The organism is Streptomyces ortus (genome assembly GCF_026341275.1).
GTDB classification, from domain to species: domain Bacteria; phylum Actinomycetota; class Actinomycetes; order Streptomycetales; family Streptomycetaceae; genus Streptomyces; species Streptomyces ortus.
On the sequence record NZ_JAIFZO010000002.1, the window covers coordinates 4,580,515 to 4,602,528 of the forward strand.

15 protein-coding genes are annotated in these 22,014 nt (G+C 72.5%); 5 read left to right on the forward strand and 10 right to left on the reverse strand.

The genetic code is table 11. The features are described 5' to 3' along the window. Positions 1 to 2: 2 nt before the first annotated feature. From K3769_RS23610 to K3769_RS23635, 6 genes are all read right to left on the reverse strand, one after another. Positions 3 to 428 (reverse strand): phage tail protein, encoded by a 426-nt coding sequence (locus tag K3769_RS23610; RefSeq protein ID WP_267028350.1) that lies wholly within the window; start codon positions 426 to 428, stop codon positions 3 to 5. 90 nt (positions 429 to 518) lie between these two features. Beyond that, positions 519 to 1,148: an extensin gene (locus K3769_RS23615; RefSeq protein ID WP_267028351.1), complete on the reverse strand. Its 630-nt coding sequence runs from the start codon at positions 1,146 to 1,148 to the stop codon at positions 519 to 521. Positions 1,149 to 4,190: 3,042 nt separating this feature from the next. After that, the gene (locus K3769_RS40955; RefSeq protein ID WP_308216389.1) at positions 4,191 to 4,349 is read right to left on the reverse strand and encodes a DUF6760 family protein; all 159 of its coding nucleotides are present in this window, start codon (positions 4,347 to 4,349) and stop codon (positions 4,191 to 4,193) included. Then, a complete protein-coding gene (locus K3769_RS23625; protein WP_248778476.1) occupies positions 4,346 to 4,855 on the reverse strand; it encodes a hypothetical protein in 510 nt (169 codons plus the stop codon). Before K3769_RS23625 ends, K3769_RS40955 begins: the two co-directional genes overlap by 4 nt. Continuing rightward, positions 4,855 to 5,298 (reverse strand): phage tail protein, encoded by a 444-nt coding sequence (locus K3769_RS23630; protein ID WP_107018041.1) that lies wholly within the window; start codon positions 5,296 to 5,298, stop codon positions 4,855 to 4,857. The genes K3769_RS23625 and K3769_RS23630 overlap by 1 nt, the downstream gene beginning before the upstream one ends. A gap of 72 nt (positions 5,299 to 5,370) precedes the next feature. Further along, positions 5,371 to 6,969, reverse strand: coding sequence for a phage tail sheath subtilisin-like domain-containing protein (locus tag K3769_RS23635; RefSeq protein WP_267028353.1), 1,599 nt, complete (start codon positions 6,967 to 6,969; stop codon positions 5,371 to 5,373). A gap of 233 nt (positions 6,970 to 7,202) precedes the next feature. Between K3769_RS23635 and K3769_RS23640 the strand changes: the two genes are divergently transcribed. The 3 genes from K3769_RS23640 (at position 7,203) to K3769_RS23650 (ending at position 11,872) form a co-directional block, all read left to right on the forward strand. Further along, positions 7,203 to 8,828 carry an eCIS core domain-containing protein gene (locus K3769_RS23640; protein WP_267028354.1) on the forward strand — a complete coding sequence of 542 codons (1,626 nt, stop codon included), beginning with the start codon at positions 7,203 to 7,205 and terminating at the stop codon, positions 8,826 to 8,828. A gap of 84 nt (positions 8,829 to 8,912) precedes the next feature. Beyond that, on the forward strand, positions 8,913 to 10,340 hold the full coding sequence (locus tag K3769_RS23645) for an RICIN domain-containing protein (RefSeq protein ID WP_267028355.1): 1,428 nt from the start codon (positions 8,913 to 8,915) through the stop codon (positions 10,338 to 10,340). Positions 10,341 to 10,429: 89 nt separating this feature from the next. Continuing rightward, positions 10,430 to 11,872 (forward strand): hydrolase, encoded by a 1,443-nt coding sequence (locus tag K3769_RS23650; protein ID WP_267028356.1) that lies wholly within the window; start codon positions 10,430 to 10,432, stop codon positions 11,870 to 11,872. 45 nt (positions 11,873 to 11,917) lie between these two features. Here K3769_RS23650 and K3769_RS23655 read toward each other — a convergent pair whose 3' ends face one another. The 3 genes from K3769_RS23655 to K3769_RS23665 all read right to left on the reverse strand — a co-directional run bounded on the left by K3769_RS23655 (position 11,918) and on the right by K3769_RS23665 (position 15,461). Beyond that, a complete protein-coding gene (locus K3769_RS23655) occupies positions 11,918 to 13,939 on the reverse strand; it encodes an ATP-binding protein (protein WP_267028357.1) in 2,022 nt (673 codons plus the stop codon). Further along, positions 13,936 to 14,631 (reverse strand): Pvc16 family protein, encoded by a 696-nt coding sequence (locus tag K3769_RS23660; RefSeq protein WP_267028358.1) that lies wholly within the window; start codon positions 14,629 to 14,631, stop codon positions 13,936 to 13,938. Before K3769_RS23660 ends, K3769_RS23655 begins: the two co-directional genes overlap by 4 nt. Before the next feature lie 161 nt (positions 14,632 to 14,792). Beyond that, on the reverse strand, positions 14,793 to 15,461 hold the full coding sequence (locus K3769_RS23665; RefSeq protein ID WP_267028359.1) for a helix-turn-helix transcriptional regulator: 669 nt from the start codon (positions 15,459 to 15,461) through the stop codon (positions 14,793 to 14,795). 242 nt (positions 15,462 to 15,703) lie between these two features. On the opposite strand from K3769_RS23665, the gene K3769_RS23670 reads away from it, so the two are divergent. Continuing rightward, positions 15,704 to 18,685, forward strand: coding sequence for a helix-turn-helix transcriptional regulator (locus tag K3769_RS23670; protein ID WP_267028360.1), 2,982 nt, complete (start codon positions 15,704 to 15,706; stop codon positions 18,683 to 18,685). A gap of 67 nt (positions 18,686 to 18,752) precedes the next feature. Next, the gene (locus K3769_RS23675) at positions 18,753 to 19,289 is read left to right on the forward strand and encodes a GNAT family N-acetyltransferase (protein WP_267028361.1); all 537 of its coding nucleotides are present in this window, start codon (positions 18,753 to 18,755) and stop codon (positions 19,287 to 19,289) included. Positions 19,290 to 19,354: 65 nt separating this feature from the next. Here the strand turns inward: K3769_RS23675 and K3769_RS23680 are convergent, their stop codons facing one another. Further along, positions 19,355 to 21,643: a (Fe-S)-binding protein gene (locus K3769_RS23680; protein WP_267028362.1), complete on the reverse strand. Its 2,289-nt coding sequence runs from the start codon at positions 21,641 to 21,643 to the stop codon at positions 19,355 to 19,357. Between the last annotated feature and the right edge of the window lie 371 nt (positions 21,644 to 22,014).

Below are 22,014 nucleotides of genomic sequence, written 5' to 3' on the forward strand. Positions count from 1 at the left end.
CCTCAGTCCGTGAATCCGTGGTGGGTGATCTCCAGGACCTCGGTGGCCACGCTCGGGTTGGCCGGGTCCAGGGAGGGGCCCGTCCAGCTCACCGGCAGGACGTCGATCAGCCCCCAGTGCGCCACCTCGGAGCCGTCCGCGCGCAGCGCGGCGATCTGGGCGGTCGGCCGCTTGATGCCGGTGGCCACGGAGGAGATCCAGGCCGCGACCTTGGTCGTGTCGGGGGTCAGCGGCCGGGTCAGCCGGATGTTGGAGAAGGTGACACGGGACGGAAGCTGCCAGACGAACCCGTTGTTGCCGCCCTCCTGGCGTTGCTCGATCTCCACCGCGGACGACAGTCCCTCGCACCCGTTGAAGTAACCGAGGCTCTCGCCGTCGATGGTCAGGGTGAAGAAGATGGTGGAGCCCGGGTCGAGATCGCGGGGCATCGGGGGCGGCCTTTCTGCGGACGTCGGTCGTGCGGGGTGGTGCCGGGTGGAGCGGGGCGCTGCGGGTCTCGGCCGGTCGGCGGTGGCGGCTCAGCGACGTGGGTCGCGGAGCTTGCCGACCCGCTCCCGGTCGAGCCGCAGTTCGGTACGGATCAGCCGGGTGATCCGGCCGATCAGGCGGTGCGTGAACTCGTCGAGCTGGAAGTCGCTCAGGGCGCGGGGCTCGAACTGCTTCGTGATCCGGCCGATCAGACGGCGCGCGAGCACGTCGAGCTGGAACTCGGTCAGGGCGTTGGGATCGAACTGGCCCGTGGCGACCGCGGTGTACGCGGGCGGGGGGCCACCCGGCTCGTACGGCGGCGGCGGACCGTTGCCCGAGCCCGACCCGGAAGAGCCGTGCGACGAACTGCGGTGAGCCGTGACCGCGGACACGGCGGTGGTGGTTCTGGCGGGCGTGGGCAGCGGGGCGCGTTGTACGGGCGCGGGCCCGGGGGCCGGAGCGGTGGGGGCGGGCGCCGGGGCCGTCCGGGGGGCGGCGACCGCCTGCCGCTGGACGACCGGCGGTGCCGGATAGGCCTTCGGCACCGTCAGCGGCTGCGCGGGCGGAGCCGTCCTGACGGGCCCGGCGGGAGCGGACCCGCCGGCCTTCCCGGCCGCGAGAAGCGGCACAGCACGGCCCGCCGGAGCACCGGGCGCGACGGCGGCCCGCTGTACGGCCACCGGTCCGGACCGGGGTGCCGGGGGGCGCAGGGGGGCGGGGGCCGGGGATGCGGGGCGCTGCTGCGCGGGGGGCGCGGCGGGCGCGAGGACCGGCGCGAGGGAACGGGCGGGGTGAGGGCACGCATGGGCGCCGGCGGTGCGGGTGTCGGCATCCGTGCGGGTGCCGGTGCCGGAGCGGGTGCATTCGCACGGCTGGGGCCGGAGCTGGTGCTTGGCCGCTGTTTACGGGGACCACGGCCGCGGGGATGGCCTTCGCGCGCTGCACGGAGGCCGTCGGCGCGCGGGGCGAGAGCGGTACGGCCGGGCGGCGAAGGGGCTGGGTCGCCGGTGAGGGGCTTGTGCCTGCGCGGGGCACGCTGCACGGAGGGCTGCCCGGCGGGGGCGGAGAGGCGCGCCGAGCACGGGCGCTGCCGGGCGGCGGGCGCGGTGGCGCGCTGGACCGTGGCGGACGGGGCTGCGGCCGGAGCCGGAGCCGGAGCCGGAGCCGGAGTTGGGGTCGGGGCCGGGAGCGTCGGCGGTACGGCCGGGGCGGTGGGCGGTCGGTCGGCGGGGGCCGCGGATGCGGTCGGGCCGGGGCGGTGGGCCGTCGCGCGGGTGACGGAGGGGTTCCCGTCGTCGGCGCGCCCAGACCCATACGCCGTACGCCGCCGGCAGCACCCGCTGCACCGAGGGCGTGCCTGAGCCGGCCGGGGTTTCCGAGGCCGCCCCGACCGGGCGGGGGTGGGCCGGGTTCGCGGCGGGGGTGGGGGCAGAGCCTTGGGGGTGGGCCACCGGGGCGGGTCCGGTGACGGCCGAGGAAGAGGGCGCGGGGCCGCTCGAACGCGGCGTGCTCCTCTGGACGTTGAGCGCGGGTTCGCCGGTACGGGTCACCGCGCTGCCCGGCGTGGCTGCCGTGCTGCCACCGGATGCGGGCCGTACGGGTTCGGCCGGGGCCGGGCTGCCTGTACGGAGCGGCGCGTCGGACGAACTGCGCGTGCTGGGAAGGACGTTGAGTGCGGAGCCGCTGGTGCGGGTCACCGCGTCGCCGGGAGCGGTCCCTGCGCTGCCACTGGACGCGGGCTGCACGGGTGCGGTCGGGCCGTCCGCCGGGGCCCGCTGGACGTTGACGGCTGGTCCGGTGGCAGCCGTAGGACTGTCCGCGCGGGCGGGCGCCTCGGGCGAACTGCGCGTGGCCCGCCGGACGTTGAGCGCGGGTCCGCCGGTACGGGTCACGGGGGCGCCCGGAGCGGCCGTCGAACCGCCATCGGGAGTGGGCGCGGGCGCGGCCGGGGTCGGGGGGCCCGTGCGGGTCGGCGGTGCGGTCGGGCTGGTTGCCGGGGCTCGCTGGATGTTGACCGCGGGTTCGCCGGTACGGGGCACCGCGTTGGACGCGGGCTGTACGGGTGCGGCCGGGGTGGGGCTGCCTGTGCGGGCCGGTGGTGCGGTGGGGCCGGGCGCGGGGGCCCGCTGGACGTTGAGCGCGGGTCCGTCGGCACGGGTCACCGGGGTGCCCGGAGTGGTCGGCGTACCGCCACTCGACGTGGGCGAGGACGCGGGCCGTACGGGGTCGGCCGGGGTCCGGTTGCTTGTACCGGCCGGTGGCGGGGGTGAACTGCGCGTGGCGCGCTGGACGTTGAGCCCGGGTCCGTCGGTGCGGGACACCGCGTTGGCGGGAGTGGTCGGCGTACCGCCACTGGACGCGGGCTGTACGGGTGCGGCCGGGGTGGGGTTGCTTGTACGGGCCGGTGGTGCGGTGGGGCCGGCCGCCGGAGCCCGCTGCACATTGAGCGCGGGTCCGCTGGTACGGGTCACCGGGGTGCCCGGAGCGGCCGTCGTACCGCCACCGGACGCGGACGCGGGCGAGGACGCGGGCCGTACGGGGTCGGCCGAAGCAGGGGCACTGGGCCTCGCCGGCGTCGCGCTGTCCGTGCGGGCCGGTGTCGCGGTCGGGCCGGACGCCGGGGCCCGCTGGACGTTGACCGCCGAGCCGCCGGAACGGTTCACCGCGTTGCCGGGCGCACTCGCCACCGGGCCGGCGGAGCCTGCCCGCGCGGAACCCGACCTCGCAGCCCCGGTCGTCGAAGCCCCCGACGCGCCGGGGCCCGGCGAAGAGGGTCCGGACGACACGGGACCCGACGAGGCGGGACCCGACGTCCCGGGACCCTGTGAACCGGAGCCGGACGGCGCGGGCCTGGCCGAAGCAGGCCCGGACGGAGCGGGCCCGGACGGAGCGGGCCTCGACGGCACGGAGCCCGATGACACGGGACCCGACGAGGCGGGACCCCGCGAAACAGTCCCGGACGAAGTCGGCCCGCCCGGGGCTGGCCCAGTCGCAGCGGGACCCGACGAGGTAGGTCCAGTTGTAGTGGGACCCGACGCGGCAGACCCAGTCGTAGTGGGGCCTGACGAGGTGGGCCCGGCCGTAGCGGGGCCCGACGTCGTGGACCCAGTCGTAGCCGGGCCCGGTGTCGTTGTGGTGGGTGGGGTCGGGCGGCGGGTCGCCGGGAGGGTTCGGCGTTGTACCGCGGGGGTCGCGGGTGCCCTCGTCAGCGGGTTCGGGCGGGAGGGCCTGGGGGGTGCCGCGGTCACCCGCGGGCCCTTCGGGCGGGACGCCGTGACGGGCAGGGACGCGCGCTGTACCGGTGGTGACGTGTCGCCGGCCGCCGGGGCGGGGTCGGCCTCGGGCCCCGCCACCGGCAGGACCCGCGACGGCGGTTCGAGCCCGGCGACGGGCGCCGCCGACGTGGTGAGCGCGTTCCGGATCAGCCCGCCGGGCGCCCCGTCGAGGACGGCGTGGGACAGGGTCCCGGTGAGCGAGGGGTTCTGCCAGGTGCTCAGCCGGCCGCCGAACCCGGAGTCCGCCACACCGGTGTGCACCGGCGCGGCCCGTTGGATCGGCGGCAGCGCCGCCCAGCCGACCACGGGCACCGGAGCCGAACCACCGCCTCCGGCACCCGGGTTCGCCTCAGGAGCCGGTGTCGCCGCCGTAGCCGGAGCCGACACCGGTGCCGCCGCCGGCACCGGCGACGTACCGCCCCTCAGTCGGTCGAGGAACCCCACCGATCAGCCCTCCGCCCCGCCCCGGGTCACCAGGGACGCGATCTGTTCCGTAAAGCGGCGGCGATCCTGGTGTTCGAGATCCAGGATCGTCTCCAGGCTCCAGTGGAAGTGGTAGGCGACGTACGCGATCTCCTCGTGCAGCCGGTCGGTCGCGTACGTCACGATTCCCCCAGGCGGCTCCCGCCGAGTTCGACCTCGAAGGGCTCCGAGCAGTGGGGGCACTCCACGGAGGCGCGGGTGTGGCCCTCGGCGTTGACCTGCCGGTAGAAGTCCTGCAGGAACGCGAGGTCCGAGGCGAACATGTTCTCGACGATCCCGTCGTGGACCATCGCCAGCGTGCCGAGGCGGGTGATGACCCGGCCCAGCAGGACCACCGACAGATACGCGGGGTTCTCCTGGACACGGACGTCCCGCAGCGGGATCAACTCGTCCCGGGCGGTGGCCAGGCGCATCACGCCGTCCCGGTGCACCGTGCCCGCGTCGTCGACGTAGCCGCGCGGAAGCTCGAAGGGGAACTCCGTGCGCAGCGGTTGTGCCACCGGCGCGGGCGCCGGAGCCGGAGCGGCGGCGGGCGCCGGAGCAAAGGTCTGCTCCGGCGCCGCCACCGGCTCCGGTACCGGTGCGTCCACGACCGGGCCCGCGCCCGCCCTGGCAGCAGTACGGCGCATTACTCGATGACCAGTTCTTCGAAGACGATGGTCACGGTCTCGGTGAGCGCCTGGGCCTCGCCGGCCTTGAGCGCACTGGCGTCGATCTTGCTGCACCAGGCGTTGCGCATGTTGTACCGCTTCACCGGGTTGTTCTGGTAATCCATCATGATGATCGACGCGTTCTTGCGGGCCGTGCTCATCTGGCCCGTGATCGAGTCGTTGATCCAGGTCGTGAAGGCCGGGGACTGGGTCATGCCGCGCACCACGGTGCACTGCCCGTCCTTCTGGACGCCGGGCATGAGGCTGACCTCGGGGCGGCCCTGCGCCGAGTTCGACAGGTGCTTGATGACGTCCTGTTCGATGCTGAGGCCGTTGACCTCGGCGAGGTACTCGACCATCACGCCGTCGATCTGGAGACCGAAATTATGTGAAGTGAGGGCGTCACCCGGGCTGAGACTCATCTGTTCTCTGTCCTTCTGAGGGTTCTTGCTGAGGGGTCTTGGCTATGACGTGCGCGGGGAGCGGGCCGGGGCCTACTCCTCCAGCTCGCCGCTGCCGCTGGAGAACTGCGCGAGGCGGAAGATCACGAACTCGGCGGGCTTGACGGGCGCGATGCCGATCTCGCAGATCACGCGGCCGAGGTCGACCGACTCCGGGGTGTTGGTCTCCTCGTCGCACTTGACGTAGAACGCCTCTTCCGGCCGCTGCCCGAAGAGGGCGCCGCTGCGCCACTCGTTGACGAGGAACGCCGAGACGTTGCGCCGGATCCGGGCCCACAGGTTGTGGTCGTTCGGCTCGAACACCACCCACTGGGTGCCGAGCAGGATCGACTCCTCCAGGTAGTTGAAGTACCGGCGCACGTTCAGGTAGCGCCAGGCCGGGTCCGAGGACATGGTGCGGGCGCCCCAGACGCGGATGCCGCGGCCCGGGAAGGCGCGGATGCAGTTGACGCCGATGGGGTTGAGCAGGTCCTGCTCGCCGCGGGTGATCTGCAGCTCCAGGTCCACCGCGCCGCGCACGACCTCGTTGGCGGGCGCCTTGTGCACACCGCGCTCGAAGTCGTTGCGGGCCCAGATGCCGGCGACGTGGCCGCTCGGCGGGGTCAGCCGGGACTGGCCGCTCGCCGGGTCGAAGACCTTCACCCAGGGGTAGTACAGGGCCGCGTACTTGGAGTCGTACCCGGCGGTCTCCTGACGCCAGACACGGATCTCACGGGCGTTCAGGCTGGGCGGCGGGTCGATGACGGCGACGCGGTCGCCCATCAGCTCGCAGTGCGCGATCAGGCCGAGCTGGACGGCCTTCACGGCCTCCAGGTCGATCGCGCCGCTCTGGTAGGCGGCCATCAGGTCGGGGACGGCGACCATGGAGATCTCGTCGATGGCCTCCAGGCCACCGAAGCCGGTGCGGTCGGCGGAGTCACCGAGGTACTGGGCCGGGCCCGGGTGCGAGTCCTCCGCACCGGCCGGCACGGCGGGAGCGGAGGAGGCGGCCGAGGGGGCGGCCAGGGCAACGGTCTGGTTCTCGGGGCGCGCCAGCTGCGCGGTGGGCGCCGCCTCCTGCACGGTGATGAGCTTGGAGCGCTCCTTCACCTGCGTGACGACGTAGTTGCGGCCGCCCTTCTTGGCGGTCACGTCGAAGGACTCGACGGGCTTGTCGCCGTCCTTGACGATCAGCTTGAAGCGCTCGGCGGGACCCTCGCCCTCGGGGTCCGCGACCTCGACGCTGAGCGAGCCGCCCGCGACCGCGGTCACGCTGAAGGTGCCGAGCTGCTTCGGCTCGCCGGCCGTGAGCGCGGCGCGGCCCGCGGAGCCGGAGACGGCAGCCGGGGAGCCGTTCGCGGACGCGCCGTTCTCCGCGGTGCCGTCGGACGCGCCGCCGACCCGTACGACGTACGCGGCGCTGCCGCCGTTGTTGAAGAACCCGTACACGGAGTGCGCGAGGTAGTAGCCGTCGGTGAAGGCACCGAAGGCCGCGACGTACTGCGACCAGTTGGTCACCAGCGTCGGCTCGTTCAGCGGGCCGTGCGGGGCGAGCCCCACGAAGGCCGCCACCGACGTGCCCACTCCCTCGATGGGACGCGAGCCGCTGGCCACCTCCTCGACGTAAACGCCGGGCGACAGGTAGGACGGCATGCTCTGCTCTCCTCGGGATACGAGACAGGTCTGTTCCGACCTTCACGCGCGCGGGTGCCGGTTGAAACGTCCTGCGGTACCTGATCGGGGGCAGACTCCCTGCCCGCAAGGGCAGCGTGCGGCTCCGGCTGCCCCTCGATCCCGGTGCCCTGCCCCCGCGGCTGCCCGTACCGCTCTGCCCGTGCCGGGCCCCTTCCGGTAATGCTGGTGGACCAGCCGTGGAGGGGAACGTCATGCGCGCGCAGGAAGCCCAGGCCGAGAAGGCCGGTGGTGATCAGGTCAGGGTCCGTCCGACGACGACGGACCGCGGCCCCACCGCGGACCGGATCCTGGAGCTGCAGCGCGCGGCGGGCAACGCGGCGGTGACCCAGGCCGTGCAGCGCGGGCAGCACCAGCACAGCGACGGCTGCGGGCACACCCCGGACGAACAGCGCGCGATGGTCGACCAGGTGGTGAAGTCCCCGGGCAGCCGGATGAGCGGCTCGCTGCTCAAGGAGACGGCGAGCTGGTTCGGCGGCGAGGACTTCAGCGGCGTGAAGCTGCACACGGACACGGTCGCCCTGCAGTCCGCCAGGGCGATCGGTGCCCGCGCGTACACCGCGGGCGACAACGTCGTCTGGGACGGCAAGGACAAGCCGACCCTCATCCACGAGCTTCAGCACGTCAAGGACCAGCGCAGGGGTGCCGTCCCCGGTACCGACAACGGCTCGGGCATGAAGGTCTCCAGCCAGGGCGACTGGGGCGAGAAGCGGGCCGAGGCGATCGAGGCGCGGGCGAGGAGCGGGGCGCCGCCGGTGCAGCGCGCGGCCGATCCCGAGAACGCCACCGAGGAGCCCGGTACGGGGCGCGCCTCGGGCGGGCACGCCGTCCAGCGCGCCACCTGGACGTTCAACGGCAGCACCCGGACGCACCACGCCCTGGGGCAGGACTCGGGCACGTGGTTCGACAGCAACGGCCAGACCAGGACCACCGCCGAACTGGGGGTCGACTCCACCTCCCTGCGGCACGGCGACAAGTACGACGACGTCACCCGGCAACTGCACAGCAGCGGCGCCGTCGACGTCACCAGGCGCGGGACCATCGCCGACCACCGGTTCCCGCAGCGCGAGAACAGGACCCGCAAGGCGGTGGTCGAGGCGCAGGAGAAGATGGCCGCCGCGCTGGCCCTGCTGAGCTCGTCCGGCGGCACGCCGAGCGGCCTGCTGCTGCAGGCGCTGAAGTCCGCGTTCCCGCTGTTCCAGACGGCGACCCCGCAGCAGATCGGCGAGCTCCTGCCGCGTATCTCCGAGGTGCTGCGACGGGTACAGGTGGGCCTGAACTCCCAGGGCGCGCAGATCGCGCTGGTCGGACAGCCGTCGATGTTCGACACGAGTGCCAAGGGGGCGACCGCGGCCGGCGCGGCCGGCTGGGTCGACCCGAGCGCCAAGGACTACATGACCCGGCTGAACCCGGACCACATGAAGAGCGAAGAGCTGCCGTCCATGGACTCGGGGCGCAGCGGCGCGATCAACCTGCGGGAGGAGGGCGAGGTCGCCTGGTACGTCATCCACGAGGCCACGCACCGCTTCGCCGGAACGCTGGACTACCAGTACAGCTCCTACGACCACGAGTTGTCGGAGGACGCCGCGCAGGCGGGCCTGGCGACGGTCCTGGACCCGGCCACCGCCGCCACGCACGACGCCGCGATGCTCGGCAGGCGGGTCGCCCGCGACCCGGGCACCTACACGGGCGACAACGAGACACAGCGTCCGAAGCGGCAGGAGAACTGGTACGCCATGGGCCGGCGCGCGCTGATGAACGCCGACTCCTACGCGCACTTCGTGATGACGGCGACCGGCTCGCCGATCCCCAGGAGCTGACGGCCCCGCCCGCGGGCTTTTCGGGCAGCACGGCGTGCACCTGGGTCCGCTGCCCGCGGCTCGTCCGCTGGCTAGCGTCGTTGTGTGAGCCTTTGGACTTCTCTGGAGCCCGCCTCCGCGACCGTGGACCCGGGTGGCAGTACGACGGTGCGGTTGCGTCTGCGTAATACGGGTGACGTGGTGGACGAGTACCGCTTCGAGGCGGTGGGTCCGCTGGCGCCGTGGGCGAGGGTGGAGCCGCAGGTGTTGCGGTTGTATCCGGGGACGACGGGTTCGGTGGACATCGCGTTCGCGCCGCCGCGTACGCCGGATGCGACGGCGGGGCCGAATCCGTACGCGGTGCGGATCACGCCGACGGAGCACCCGGAGGCGACGACCGTCCCGGAGGGCAACCTCACCATCACCCCGTTCACGGAGGTGCGGGCGGAGCTGGTGCCGCCAACCGTGAAGGGCCGTTTTCGTGGCCGCCCCAAGCTGGCGGTCGACAATCTGGGCAATACGAAGCTGACGGCGTCGGTGAGCGGCAGCGACAACGGTGACCAGCTGTCGTACGACATCCACCCGTCGAACGTACAGATCGAGCCGGGCCGGGCGGCGTTCGTGAAGGCAACGCTCAAACCCCGCCAGATCAGTTGGTTCGGGTCGAAGGAGTCCCGCCCCTACACGCTCGCCGTGCAGCGGTCCGGCGTGGGCCCGCTGGACGTCGAAGGCACGTACATCCAGCGAAGCTTCCTGCCGCGCTGGCTCGCCACCTTCCTCGGCGTCTTCATGGCGCTCGCCCTCACGTTCGTCCTGCTGTGGATCGCCTACAAGCCGCAGGTGCGCAGCGCCGCCACGGAGAAGCTGCAGGAGGCCGGCATCAGCACGCTGGCTCCCTCCCCCTCGCCGACCCCCGAGGCGCCGAAGGCCCCGTCCGTCGAGCCGGTGGCCTCCGAGCCCGCCGCTCCGACGGCGACCGGCGACAGCGGCGGCGGCGCCGGCGGAGGCGGGGGGAACCCGAAACCGAAGCCGAAGCCGAAGCCGGTCGTACCCGCGACCGAGATCCTCCTGCGGAACACCACCACCAAGATGTGCGCCGACCTCCCGGGCCGTGAGAAGGGCAAGGCGACCGGCCGCGTACAGCAGGCCACCTGCACCGAGAACCCGGACGAGGACAACCAGCTCTTCGACCTGGAGGTGCGCGAGCCGAAGGGCGGCCCCGGCGGTGCCGCCCTCTTCGTGATCCGCAACGTCAAGGACCAGCTCTGCGTGGACCTGCCGAACGCCGGCGCGCAGCCCGTGACGACGGGGGTGTACGAGTCCCCGTGCGACGGCACCACGGCCGACAACGACCTGTGGTGGATCGACAAGCAGGAGAGCGGCGCCTACTGGATCCGCAACTTCGCCAGCAACAACAAGTGCCTGGACGTCGCCGGGTTCAGCACCGGGGGCGTGGACACGAACCTGACGCTGTATCACTGCTCCAACACCGATGACCAGGAGTGGCTGATCATCCACCCATCCAGGGACTGAGGACCGGGGCAGTGCGTGCGCCTGTTCGGGCACCCATCGTGCCCCGCTGCTTCCTGACTCGGCACCGCGGCGGCGTTTAGGTTCTCGGTGTGAGCCTTTGGACTTCCTTGGAGCCCGCCTCCGCGACCGTGGACCCGGGTGGCAGTACGACGGTGCGGCTGCGTCTGCGTAATACGGGTGACGTGGTGGACGAGTACCGCTTCGAGGCGGTGGGTCCGCTGGCGCCGTGGGCGAGGGTGGAGCCGCAGGTGTTGCGGTTGTATCCGGGGACGACGGGTTCGGTGGACATCGCGTTCGCGCCGCCGCGTACGCCGGATGCGACGGCGGGGCCGAATCCGTACGCGGTGCGGATCACGCCGACCGAGCACCCGGAGGCGACCACCGTCCCGGAGGGGAATCTCACCATCACCCCGTTCACGGAGGTGCGGGCGGAGTTGGTGCCGCCAACCGTGAAGGGGCGCTTCCGTGGCCGCCCCAAGCTGGCCGTGGACAATCTGGGCAATACGAAGCTGACGGCGTCGGTGAGCGGCAGCGACAACGGTGACCAGCTGTCGTACGACATCCACCCGTCGAACGTACAGATCGAACCGGGCCGGGCGGCGTTCGTGAAGACGACGCTGAAGCCGAAGCAGATCATCTGGTTCGGCTCGAAGGAGTCCCGGCCCTACACCCTCGCCGTGCAGCGCTCGGGTGTCGACCCGCTGGGCATCGAGGGCACGTACGTCCAGAAGGGTTTCCTGCCGCGCTGGCTCGCCACCTTCCTCGGGGTGTTCATGGCGCTCGCGATCACCTTCGTGATGCTGTGGATCGCCTACAAGCCGCAGGTGCGCAGCGCTGCTACGGAGAAGCTCCAGGAAGCCGGCATCAGCACGCTGCCGCCCAGCCCCACGGCGTCCCCTCCCATACCGAGCGCTCCCACCGCCGCCCCCTCGACGACCCCGCCCGCCGCGCCGACGCAGGCCGCGGGCGGAGCCGGAGCCGCGGCGGGGGCCGGCGGAGGCGGCGGTTCCAAGGACAAGGAGACCAAGTCCCCGGAGCGGACCGCGGCGACCGCCGTCCAGGAACTGGCCACGGACGAGCCGGACAAGAAGCACATCTGCTACCGGGCCTTCGTCAAGGGCAAGGGCTGGACGGAAGCGGCTTGCGACGGCGAGACGGCCGGTACGGTGGGCAAGAACACGCCCCTCAAGAGCCTCAACATCGCCGTGTCGGGGACCAAGGGGACGGCGAGCGCGGCGTTCGTCCACGACCCGGAGTCGACCAACGGGCGGGGGCACTACATCGCGCCCTGGTCGGGGGCGGCGGACGGCATCGACAACTACATCGGCAGTACGAAGAAGGACGCGCCGAATCTCCTGGGATTCACCATCAACGTCGGCGACGGGGCCGGGGCCGTCTGCCAGAACGCGCATGTGCACGACGCGGCGTGGCTGGGCCTCGGCTGCGACAAGCCGGGTGAGGGCGAGGGATACATCTTCGGCGGTTCGCTGGAGAACGCCCGCTGGCTGGAAGCGGTCAAGTTCACGGTGTGACGACGCCCGGGCGCGGGTCCCCCCGCGCCACGTTCGTCCGGACCGCTACCAGTTGCCCTCTCCGGGGACCAGCCGGCCCGCCTTGCGGTACTCGCGTTCCGCGCCCTCGCGCAGGTCCGCCGTGGTGACCGGGGCGCCGCGTCCGGCGGCGGCGTACGCGGCGGTGACGACCGCGCTGCGGATCGAGCCGCCCGCCAGCTCGAAGGCGTCTGCGACCGCCGAGGGGTCGGTGCCCTCCTCGCACGGCACCGCGGCCAGGCTGTGCCGCCACAGGGCGAGGCGCTGCCCGGCGTCGGGGAACGGGAAGTCGACCACCATGTCCAGGCGCCGCGTGAACGCCTCGTCGATGTTGGCGCGCAGGTTGGTGGTCAGCAGCGCGATGCCGTCGAAGGACTCCAGGCGCTGGAGCAGGTAGGCGCTCTCCATGTTGGCGTACTTGTCGTGCGAGTCCTTGACCTCGGAGCGCTTGCCGAAGACCGCGTCCGCCTCGTCGAAGAGCAGCACCGCGTCCGTGCGGTCGGCCTCCGTGAAGATGCGCTCCAGGTTCTTCTCGGTCTCGCCCACGAACTTGTCGACGATCGAGGAGAGCTGCACCACGTAGAGGTCCAGCCCCAGTTCGGCGGCGACGACCTCGGCCGACAGGGTCTTGCCGGTGCCGGACTCGCCCGCGAAGAGACCGAGGACACCGCGGCCCCGGCCGCCGCCCGCGCTGAGCCGCCAGTCCCCGAGGACCTGGTCGCGGTGGCGGGCGCGCAGGGCCAGTTCGTGCAACTGCACGAGGGGCTTGTCGGGCAGGACGAGGTCCTGCCAGCCCACGTCGGGCCTGATCCGCCGGGCATGCCGTTCAAGCCCCGAGGCGGACTGCTGCCGGGCCGCGAGCCGCAGATGCGCGGCGGTCACCGCCGTGCCGTCGAAGCCGGCGAGGCTCTCGGCGGCCTGCGCGGCCCGCAGGATGCGGTCGCCGCCGAGCCGGTAGGGGGCCACGGTGGCCGCGAGGTCGAAATCGGGCTCGTGCCGCAGGGCGGCCGACCAGACGTCCACCGCGCCGGCCCGCTGCCGGGGCGCGTCGAGGACCAGCGGGTCGTGCTCGCACCACTGCGGGTCGTACGGCCGTGCCCCGGTGAGCAGCACGGGCACCCCGGAGTGCGCCAACGCCCGTACCAGCGGACCGGGTTGCTCGGGCAGGGCGGACGCGACGACGGCGGCGTCGCGCAGCCTGGCCTCCCGCAGGAGTTCGGGTACGCGGTCCTCGGGGCCCGTGTAGTGCAGGGTCTCGTATCCGGCGGCCCGCAGAGCGGCGGCGGCCCCGGCGAGCCCGTCGCCCTCGCGGTGTTCGCGCAGATAGACGGTGAGGGGCGCGGCACTCAGCCGGGCGGCGAGCTTGGCGGTGAACCCGTCGTCGTGCGAGGGAGCGGCGGTCGCGAGCGGGTGGACGTGTCCGGCGAGCGCGGGGTCCAGGGTGTCGTCGCCGAGCAGATGCGCGATGAGCCGGTCGGGTACGCGCAACGCCCGGCTGAGGAAGGGCCGTTCGGAATCCTCGACGGTCAGCAGACCGAGCGCGCTCAGGGGTGCCGAGGGATGGAAGCGGGCCCGCGCGGGGGCGAAGTGCACGGGCAGCCCGCACAGGTCGAGGGCGAGGCCGGTGGTGGCCCGGCGCCTGCTGACGTCGTCGTTGAGATACCCGTACAGCGACTCGAAGGAGCGCTCCAGTTCGGGGGCGAGGGCGATCAGCAGGATCCGCAGGTCCAGTTCGGTGAGCCCGAGCCGTACCGCGAGCAGCTCCAGCCGGTCGGCACCGGCGCCCTCGTGCCCGTCGGCGGCACTGCCGCCGCCGTCCCCGTCGCCCGCCCCGTCCTCGAAGACGGAGGCGGTGGCGGAGGCGTACGGGGCCGTTTTGGGCCCGAGCAGATGACGTACCGCCTCGTCGGAGAGGTACAGGCCGCGCAGCGGATCGCCCGCCGTGGGGTCATCGGCGGTGCGCTCGTCGACCAACTCGGCGACCCGGTCGCGCAGTCGGGTCAGCCGGAGCAGGAGCGTGTCGGGCGTGGGCGGGGCGTGGGTGGTCACTTCTGCCGTTCTCCGGTCTCGTGCTGACCGGTGGTGTTCTCGCGGGTACCGGTGCCCAGGGGCGAGGACTTGAGGTGCCGCGGCCGGTGCCGGCGTTCCTCCGAACCCTCCAGCGAGCCGTCGATGCCGCGGATACGCACGCCCGCGCCCTCCGTGACCGGCGGACCGGCGTCGTACTCGGGGTAGGCCGGGAAGGGCGCGGTGACGACGAGGTCCAGGGACGGCTTCAGCTCGCCGCCCATCGCGGACCAGATCTCGGCCAGCGACCGGGACTCGGTGTGCAGCCCGGCCACCGTGAGCGGGATGGACAGGCCCAGCGCGCCGAGCGGACCCGGCAGTTCGTCCGAGGGCATCAGCTCGTGCGGCAGCAGGGTCGCCAACGCGGCCGACAGCAGCCGGTGTTCGTCCAGCGGCTGCTTGGTCCACGCGGTGACCAGGTACGACAGCCGGAACCAGCGGGGCGGCTGACGGCGGCGTACGACGATGTCGCGGTCGTCGCGGACGGCGGTGTGGCCGCGCTGGCGCCGGGAGACGTCCTCACGGATGTCGTACAGGTAAGTGTTGATGGTCGGCGCGTTGCGCCGGGCCGCCCAGTCGCGGGTCGGGGCCTCGAAGGAGACGTCGATGCCGGACCCGGCCAGCGCACCACCCCCGAGCAGCCGCTTGAGGACCTCGTCCACCTCGTGGATCACCGTCGCGCTCCCGCCCTGCCGTGCCCTGCCGTACCGCCACGGAGGACGGGACAGCTGTCGTAACCGATCGTGCCTGGGAAGGCTCCGTCTCCGCAGGCACGCCGGGGACGACCGGCGGGCACAGAGTCCTGCCCCCGCGTCCGTCCCGGCTGCCCGTTCGATCAGATGTAGCCTTCACGCAGGGCATGTGCCACCGCATGCGCCCGGTTGCGCAGATGCAGTCGGGTGGTGAGCCCGTGCATCACGTTCTTGACGGTCCGTTCGGAGTAGGACAGCTTGCTGGCGATCTCCCCGGTGTCGAGCCCCTCGGCGACGAGCCTGAGCACATCCACCTCACGCGGTGCGAGCCCCGAGGAAGGAGTACCGGGATTGCTGCTCGCCGTGCGGTGCAGCGAACCCACCTGGCTGATCAGCCGGCCGAGCAGATCGGCGGGCAGATCGCCGTCGCCCCGGGAGGCCGCGACGACCGCCTGCACCAGCCGGTGCGCGGTGGCCTCGTGGCGCCACACGATGGCGCCGACCCCGCACTCGATGACGTCGAGCAGCTCGGTCTCGCGGATCATGCTCACCACGAGGACGGCACGGGCGCCCTCGCTGCGCACCAGTCTGCGCAGCCGGGAGAGCGCGGCCTCGTCCAGCGTCTCGCTGATCAGCAGGGCGACGGTGTCGGGCCCGGTCTCGGTCTCCTCGCGGAGGTCGATCACCGGGTGCTGCCGCAGCTGGCTGGCCGCTCCCTCCCGGGTGATCGGGTCCGAGGCGTGTACCGCCACCGGTATTCGGGACTCGGGCTCTGCCGTGCCCGGAGCCGCGGTCCCAAATGAGCTGCGCAACGGACTCCCCTATGTTCACGAGCCCGTCACCTCTGTGGCGTCCGTGACGGGCGTGCAGTCATCACACTTCTGGGGGCCGTGTACTCGGCGCAATCGTGGAGAACCACGAGACACACCACGAGATCGGGAAGCAGATCGAAAACGGTGTCGCCCACATGACAGTGGGTCATCTCACTCAACGGGAGCCGCCCGTTCCGCCGTCTCACACAGTGGGCCGCACCACGGCCGCGAGGGAGGCAGGGATGTACGTACCACTGCTTGAGCGCCGCCAAACCCTGGAACTGGTCGCCGCCGAGGCCGCGCGCGCCCGTGCCGGAACCGGGCGGCTCGTTCTGCTGCGGGGTGCCACCGGCACGGGCCGTTCCGCCCTCCTCGAAGCCGCCGCCGAGCAGGCGGAGAAGGCCGGGATGCGGGTGCTGCGGGCCCGCTGCTCGCCGGACGACACAGCTCTGCCCTTCGCGGCCGTACGCCAACTGCTGGGCCCGCAATCGGAGTTCTCGGAGGAGCGGGAGGTGCCGGACGAGCGGGCCCGGGGGGCCTGGCTGTGGCGGCTGCTGCGTTCGTTCACGGCCGGACCGCCCCTCCTGGTGGCCGTGGACGACGTCCATCACGCGGACGACGCCTCCCGGCGCTGGCTCGTCGACGCGGCCCGGCGGGTGGACCGCTTACCGGTACTGCTGGTGGTGACCGAGCGCAGCCAGTACGACATCGAGGCGCCGTCGGCAGGCCTCGCCCACACCCTGTCGCCCGCCCTCGTCCGCACGCTCACGCTCGCCCCCCTGAGCGCCGACTCCACGGCGCGGCTGGTGCGTTCGGACTTCGGCACGGTGCCGCGGGCGTGGGTGGAGGACTGCGTACGGGCGAGCGCGGGCAGTCCGCTGCTGTTGCGCGCCCTGCTGGACGACCTGCGCGGCACGCTGCCCGCGACGGTGCCGAGGGCGAGCGCCGCGCTGTATCCGGGCGCGTACCAGGCCGCGCTCTCCTGGTGGCTGGACAGCGCGGGCCCCGCGACGACGGAGGTGGCCCGCGTGCTGGCGGCCCTGGACGACGCTTCGTCGGCACCTGACGCCCGGACGCCGTCCGAGTCGTCGAACGGCGGACCGCGACCACCACAGCCACCCGACCCCGACCCAGACCCAGCCCTCGACCCAGACCCAGACCCCGAGATGGAAACCAGACCCGAACCCGAACCCGAACCCGAACCCGAAGCCCAACCCCGACCCCGACCCCGACCCCGTCCCGACGATCTGGCCTCCGACGGGTTCTCGGCGGGCGGCGCGGCGCCGGTTTCGGGTGAGTTCGCCGAGTTGCTCGGTGGGGTCACCGGTGCCGATCCCGCTCGGGTGGTGGGGTGGCTCACCGCCATGACGCGGCTGGGGTTCCTGCGGTCCGGCGCCGCCGGGCGCCCCAGCTACGCCCACCCGCTGCTGCGGGACGCGGTGCTGAGCGGCTGGCCCGTGGCCCGGCGGCGGGCCGCGCACCGCAGGGCCGCCGAGGTCATGCTGCGGCGCGGCGAACGCGCCGAGACCGTGGCCGGCCAGCTGCTGCGGGCCGACGCCGTCGGCGAGCCCTGGGTCACCGGCGTCCTGCTGGACGCCTCCGCCGTCGCCGTCCACGCCGGCCGCACCACCGACGCCCTGCCCTATCTGCGCCGCGCCCTGGACGAACCGCTCCCCGACGACCACCGGCAGCGGCTCCTCACCGAACTGGGCTCCCTGGAGTACGCCACCGTCCGCTCCTCGGCCGGCATACCGCGCCTCGCCGAGGCGGTACGCCTGCCGGGCGTCCCGCAGGACCGGGTGCGCGCGGCCGTGGCGCTGGGCACCGCGCTGGCCGGACGGGGCGAGGCCCGCGCCGCCGTCGACGTACTGCGGTCGCTGGACTCGCAGCTCACGGGCCACCCCGACCTGGCCCGTACCCTGCAGATCGCCTCGGCGCTGCTCTCCGACCAGGACCACGAGATCAGGCAGGAGGTCTACCGCTGGCTGCGGGAGAGCGCCGCCCGCTCACCGCACCTCGTCGGCAGCGCGGGCCAGGCACTGCTCGTACGGTACGAGGCCACGGCGGGCCTGCTCCCGGCGGACGCCGCCATGACCCGCGTACGAGCCCTCCTCGCCGAACCGGTCGACCCGCTCGCGGAGCCCTTCCTGCTGGGTACGGCCGCCGCGGTCGCGCAGTGGGCCGACGAACTCGACGAGGCCGAACGGCTCGTCGGCCGCGGCCTCGCCCGGCAGCGTCCCTCCCTGCTGCACCCGATGCACCGCGCCCTGCTGAACGTCCGCGCCGACATCGCCGCCGCCCGCGGCGACCACGCGCGGCTGCTCACCGGCCCCGAGGCCCGGCCGTCGTCCGGCACCCGGCTGGGCCCGGGCAACGGCCAGGCCCACGCCCTGGTCGCGCTGGTCGAGACCGGCCGGACGGTGGAGGCCCGCAGACTCGCGGGCGGCTTCGACCTGCGGGACGCGAAGGACTCCTGGGAGGTGAACCGTTTCCTGTACGCGCGAGGCGTGTTGCGGGCCACCGGCGGGGACCCGGCCGGCGCCCTGGACGACTTCCTCGAATGCGGACGCCGGCAGTCGGCGCGCGACGTGGTGAGCCCGGTCGTCACCCCCTGGCGGAGCGCCTCCGCGGAGTGCCGGCTGGCCCTCGGCCGCCCCCGGGAGGCGCTGGAACTGGCCGAGGAGGAACTGCGCCTCGCCCAGGTGTGGAACACCCCGCGGCCGGTGGGCCGCGCCCTGCGGGTGCTCGGCCTGGCGACCGGCGGGCGGCGCGGCCTGGAACTCGCCGACGAGGCCGTACGCGTACTGCGGGACGCCTCCGCGGACGTCCCGCTCGACACGGAACTGATCCCCGCGCTGATCGCGCAGGGACGTCAGCTCACCGCCGCCGGGGAGCGGGCCCGCGCCCGCGACTGCCTGCGGGAGGCGGCCGAACGCGCCGAACGGCTGGGCGCCGTACGGCTGCGGGCCGACGCCGAGCAGGCCCTGCGCGAGGGCGGTGCCCGCCGCACCACGACGGCGCTCACCGGATCGGGCGCGCTCACCGGCAGCGAACGCCGGATAGCCGAGCTGGCCGCCGAGGGCCGTACGAACACGGAGATCGCGGAACTGCTGCACCTCGCGCGGCGCACCGTGGAGACCCATCTGACCAGCACCTACCGGAAGTTGGGCATCCGCCGCCGCGGCGAACTGCCGACCGCGCTGGGCGGTCGGCAGGGTGGGTGACGGTACGGGCGCCACGCTGCCGGATATCTCTTTGCGGTGCCCCGCACCCGCCTCGCACACTGACCCGGTGCTGACACGACGTGAGGCACCCGCCGACGTGCCCGCCGCCCGAGCTGTGATCGCGGCGGCCTTCGCCCATGCGGACGCCCCCGACCGGGATCCGGTGGAGGCGACCCTGCTCGACGCGCTGCGCACCTGCGACGGCTGGCTGCCCGAACTGTCCTACGTGGCGGTCGAGGAGAACGGCGGGAACGAGGTCGTCGGCCATGTCGTCTGTACGCGCGGGCACGTGGACGGCGTACCGGTTCTCGGACTCGGCCCGATCGGCGTGCGCCCGGACGTGCAGCGCCTGGGCACCGGCCTCGCCCTGGTGCACGCGGTGCTCGGCGCGGCGGACGCGCTCGGCGAACCGCTCGTCGCCCTGCTCGGCAGCCCCGCCTACTACGGCCGCTTCGGCTTCCGTCCCGCCGCCGACCTGGGCATCCTGCCGCCCGACCCGGCCTGGGGCGAGTACTTCCAGGTCCGCACCCTGACGGCGTACACCTCGTACGAGCCGGCGCCGCGCGGCACGTTCAGGTACGCGGAACCGTTCGACAACCTCTAGGCGGTTGTGCGAACGGCCCCCGCCGACGGGCGGGGGCCGTTCATCTCACTTGCCTGTGCGCACGCCTACTTGACGGGCTCGGGCTGAGGCTCGCTCTCCTCCTCGGCCGTACCCGTCGGAGGCTCTTCCGGCACGGTCCTGACGGAGTCGAGCAGCAACTGGGCCACGTCCACGACCTGCACGGACTCCTTGGCCTTGCCATCGTTCTTCTTGCCGTTGACCGAGTCGGTCAGCATGACGAGGCAGAACGGGCAGGCGGTCGAGACGATGTCCGGGTTGAGGCTGAGAGCCTCGTCGACGCGCTCGTTGTTGATGCGCTTGCCGATCCGCTCCTCCATCCACATCCGCGCGCCGCCCGCGCCGCAGCAGAAGCCGCGCTCCTTGTGGCGGTGCATCTCCTGCTGGCGCAGGCCCGGGACGGCGGACATGATCTCGCGCGGGGGCGTGTAGATCTTGTTGTGCCGGCCCAGGTAGCAGGGGTCGTGGTAGGTGATGAGGCCCTCGACCGGGGTCACCGGGATCAGCTTGCCCTCGTCGATCAGGTGCTGGAGCAGCTGGGTGTGGTGGATGACCTCGTAGTCGCCGCCGAGCTGCGGGTACTCGTTGCCGAGGGTGTTGAGGCAGTGCGGGCAGGTCGCGACGATCTTCTTCGCGGACTTCGGCTTCCTCGACTCCGCGGTGACCTTGCCGTCGTCGTCCATCTCCTCGCCGAAGGCGGCGTTGAGGGACATGACGTTCTCCATGCCCAGTTCCTGGAACAGGGGCTCGTTGCCCAGGCGGCGGGCGGAGTCACCGGTGCACTTCTCGTCGCCGCCCATGATGGCGAACTTCACGCCCGCCATGTGCAGCAGCTCGGCGAAGGCCTTGGTGGTCTTCTTGGCCCGGTCCTCCAGGGCGCCGGCGCAGCCGACCCAGTACAGGTACTCGACCTCGGAGAGGTCCTCCAGGTCGCGGCCGACGACCGGGATGTCGAAGTCGACCTCCTTGGTCCACTCCAGGCGCTGCTTCTTGGCGAGCCCCCAGGGGTTGCCCTTCTTCTCCAGGTTCTTGAGCATCGTCCCGGCCTCGGACGGGAAGGCGCTCTCGATCATCACCTGGTAGCGGCGCATGTCGACGATGTGGTCGATGTGCTCGATGTCGACGGGGCACTGCTCGACGCAGGCGCCGCAGGTGGTGCAGGACCACAGGACGTCGGGGTCGATGACCCCGTTCTCTTCCAGCGTGCCGATGAGGGGCCGTTCGGCCTCGGCGAGGGCGGCGGCGGGTACGTCCTTGAGCTGCTCGGCGGAGGCCTTCTCGTTGCCCTCCATGTCCTTGCCGCCGCCGGCCAGGAGGTAGGGGGCCTTGGCGTGCGCGTGGTCGCGCAGCGACATGATGAGCAGCTTCGGGGAGAGCGGCTTGCCGGTGTTCCAGGCGGGGCACTGCGACTGGCAGCGCCCGCACTCGGTGCAGGTGGAGAAGTCGAGGAGCCCCTTCCAGGAGAACTGCTCGACCTGACTCACACCGAAGACGTCGTCGTCACCGGGATCGGTGAAGTCGATGGGCTTGCCGCCGGAGGTCATGGGCAGCAGCGCACCCAGCGCGGTGCCACCCTGCGCGTCCCGCTTGAACCAGATGTTCGGGAAGGCGAGGAAGCGGTGCCAGGCGACACCCATGTTGGTGTTGAGCGAGACGACGATCATCCACACGAAGGACGTGCCGATCTTGATCGTCGCGACGAGGTAGACCAGGTTCTGCAGCGCGGTGAGGCTCAGGCCCTTGAAGGCCAGCACCAGCGGGTACGAGGCGAAGTACGCGGCCTCGTAGCCCTCGATGTGGTGGAGGGCGCCCTCCAGGCCGCGCAGCACGTAGATGGCGAGGCCGATGGTGAGGATGACGTACTCGACGAAGTAGGCCTGGCCGGACTTGGAGCCCGCGAAACGGGACTTGCGGCCGGCCCGTGAGGGCAGGCTCAGCAGCCGGATCGTGATGAGGACGGCGATGCCCAGGATCGTCATCACGCCGATGAACTCGATGTAGAGCTCGAACGGCAGGAACCCGCCGATGACCGGCAGGACCCAGTCGGCCTGGAAGAGCTGGCCGAAGGCCTGTACGAGGGTCGGCGGCAGCGTCAGGAAGCCGATGGCCACGAACCAGTGGGCGAAGCCGACGATGCCCCATCGGTTCATCCTGGTATGACCGAGGAACTCCTTCACCAGCGTGACGCTGCGCTGGTACGGGTTGTCGGTGCGGGCTCCGGCGGGGACCGGCTGGCCGAGCTTGAAGTACCGGACGAACTGGCCGATGGCGCGGGCGATGAGGGCGACGCCGACCACGGTCAGGACCAGCGACACGATGATCGCGGCGAGTTGCATTTCGGGGCTCCTCGGGCCTGCGAGGGTCATTACTGAGCGGTAGCTTACGCAGTCCTACGAGACTACCCATTCCGCTGTCCGCACTGTAGTCAGCGCCACGGTGATCTGCGTCGCTGAGGCATACCTGGGTACGCGTGGCGGGTCGAGCCCGCTTGGGGCGCAGCCCCACCCTTCAGGGGCGCGGGGAACTGCGCGGCCCACACCCGCCGACCCGCACCCGGCATCGACGAGGCGCCGTCGTGCGAGGGTGCGTAACCGCAGGTCACACCCCAATCTGCGCGTAAGCGAGAGATAAGAGTTGAGCCCCCACGGCTCACCTCTGTTGACCAAGCGCCAAGCGTCATGCACACTTGAGTCCGTTCCACTCAAGT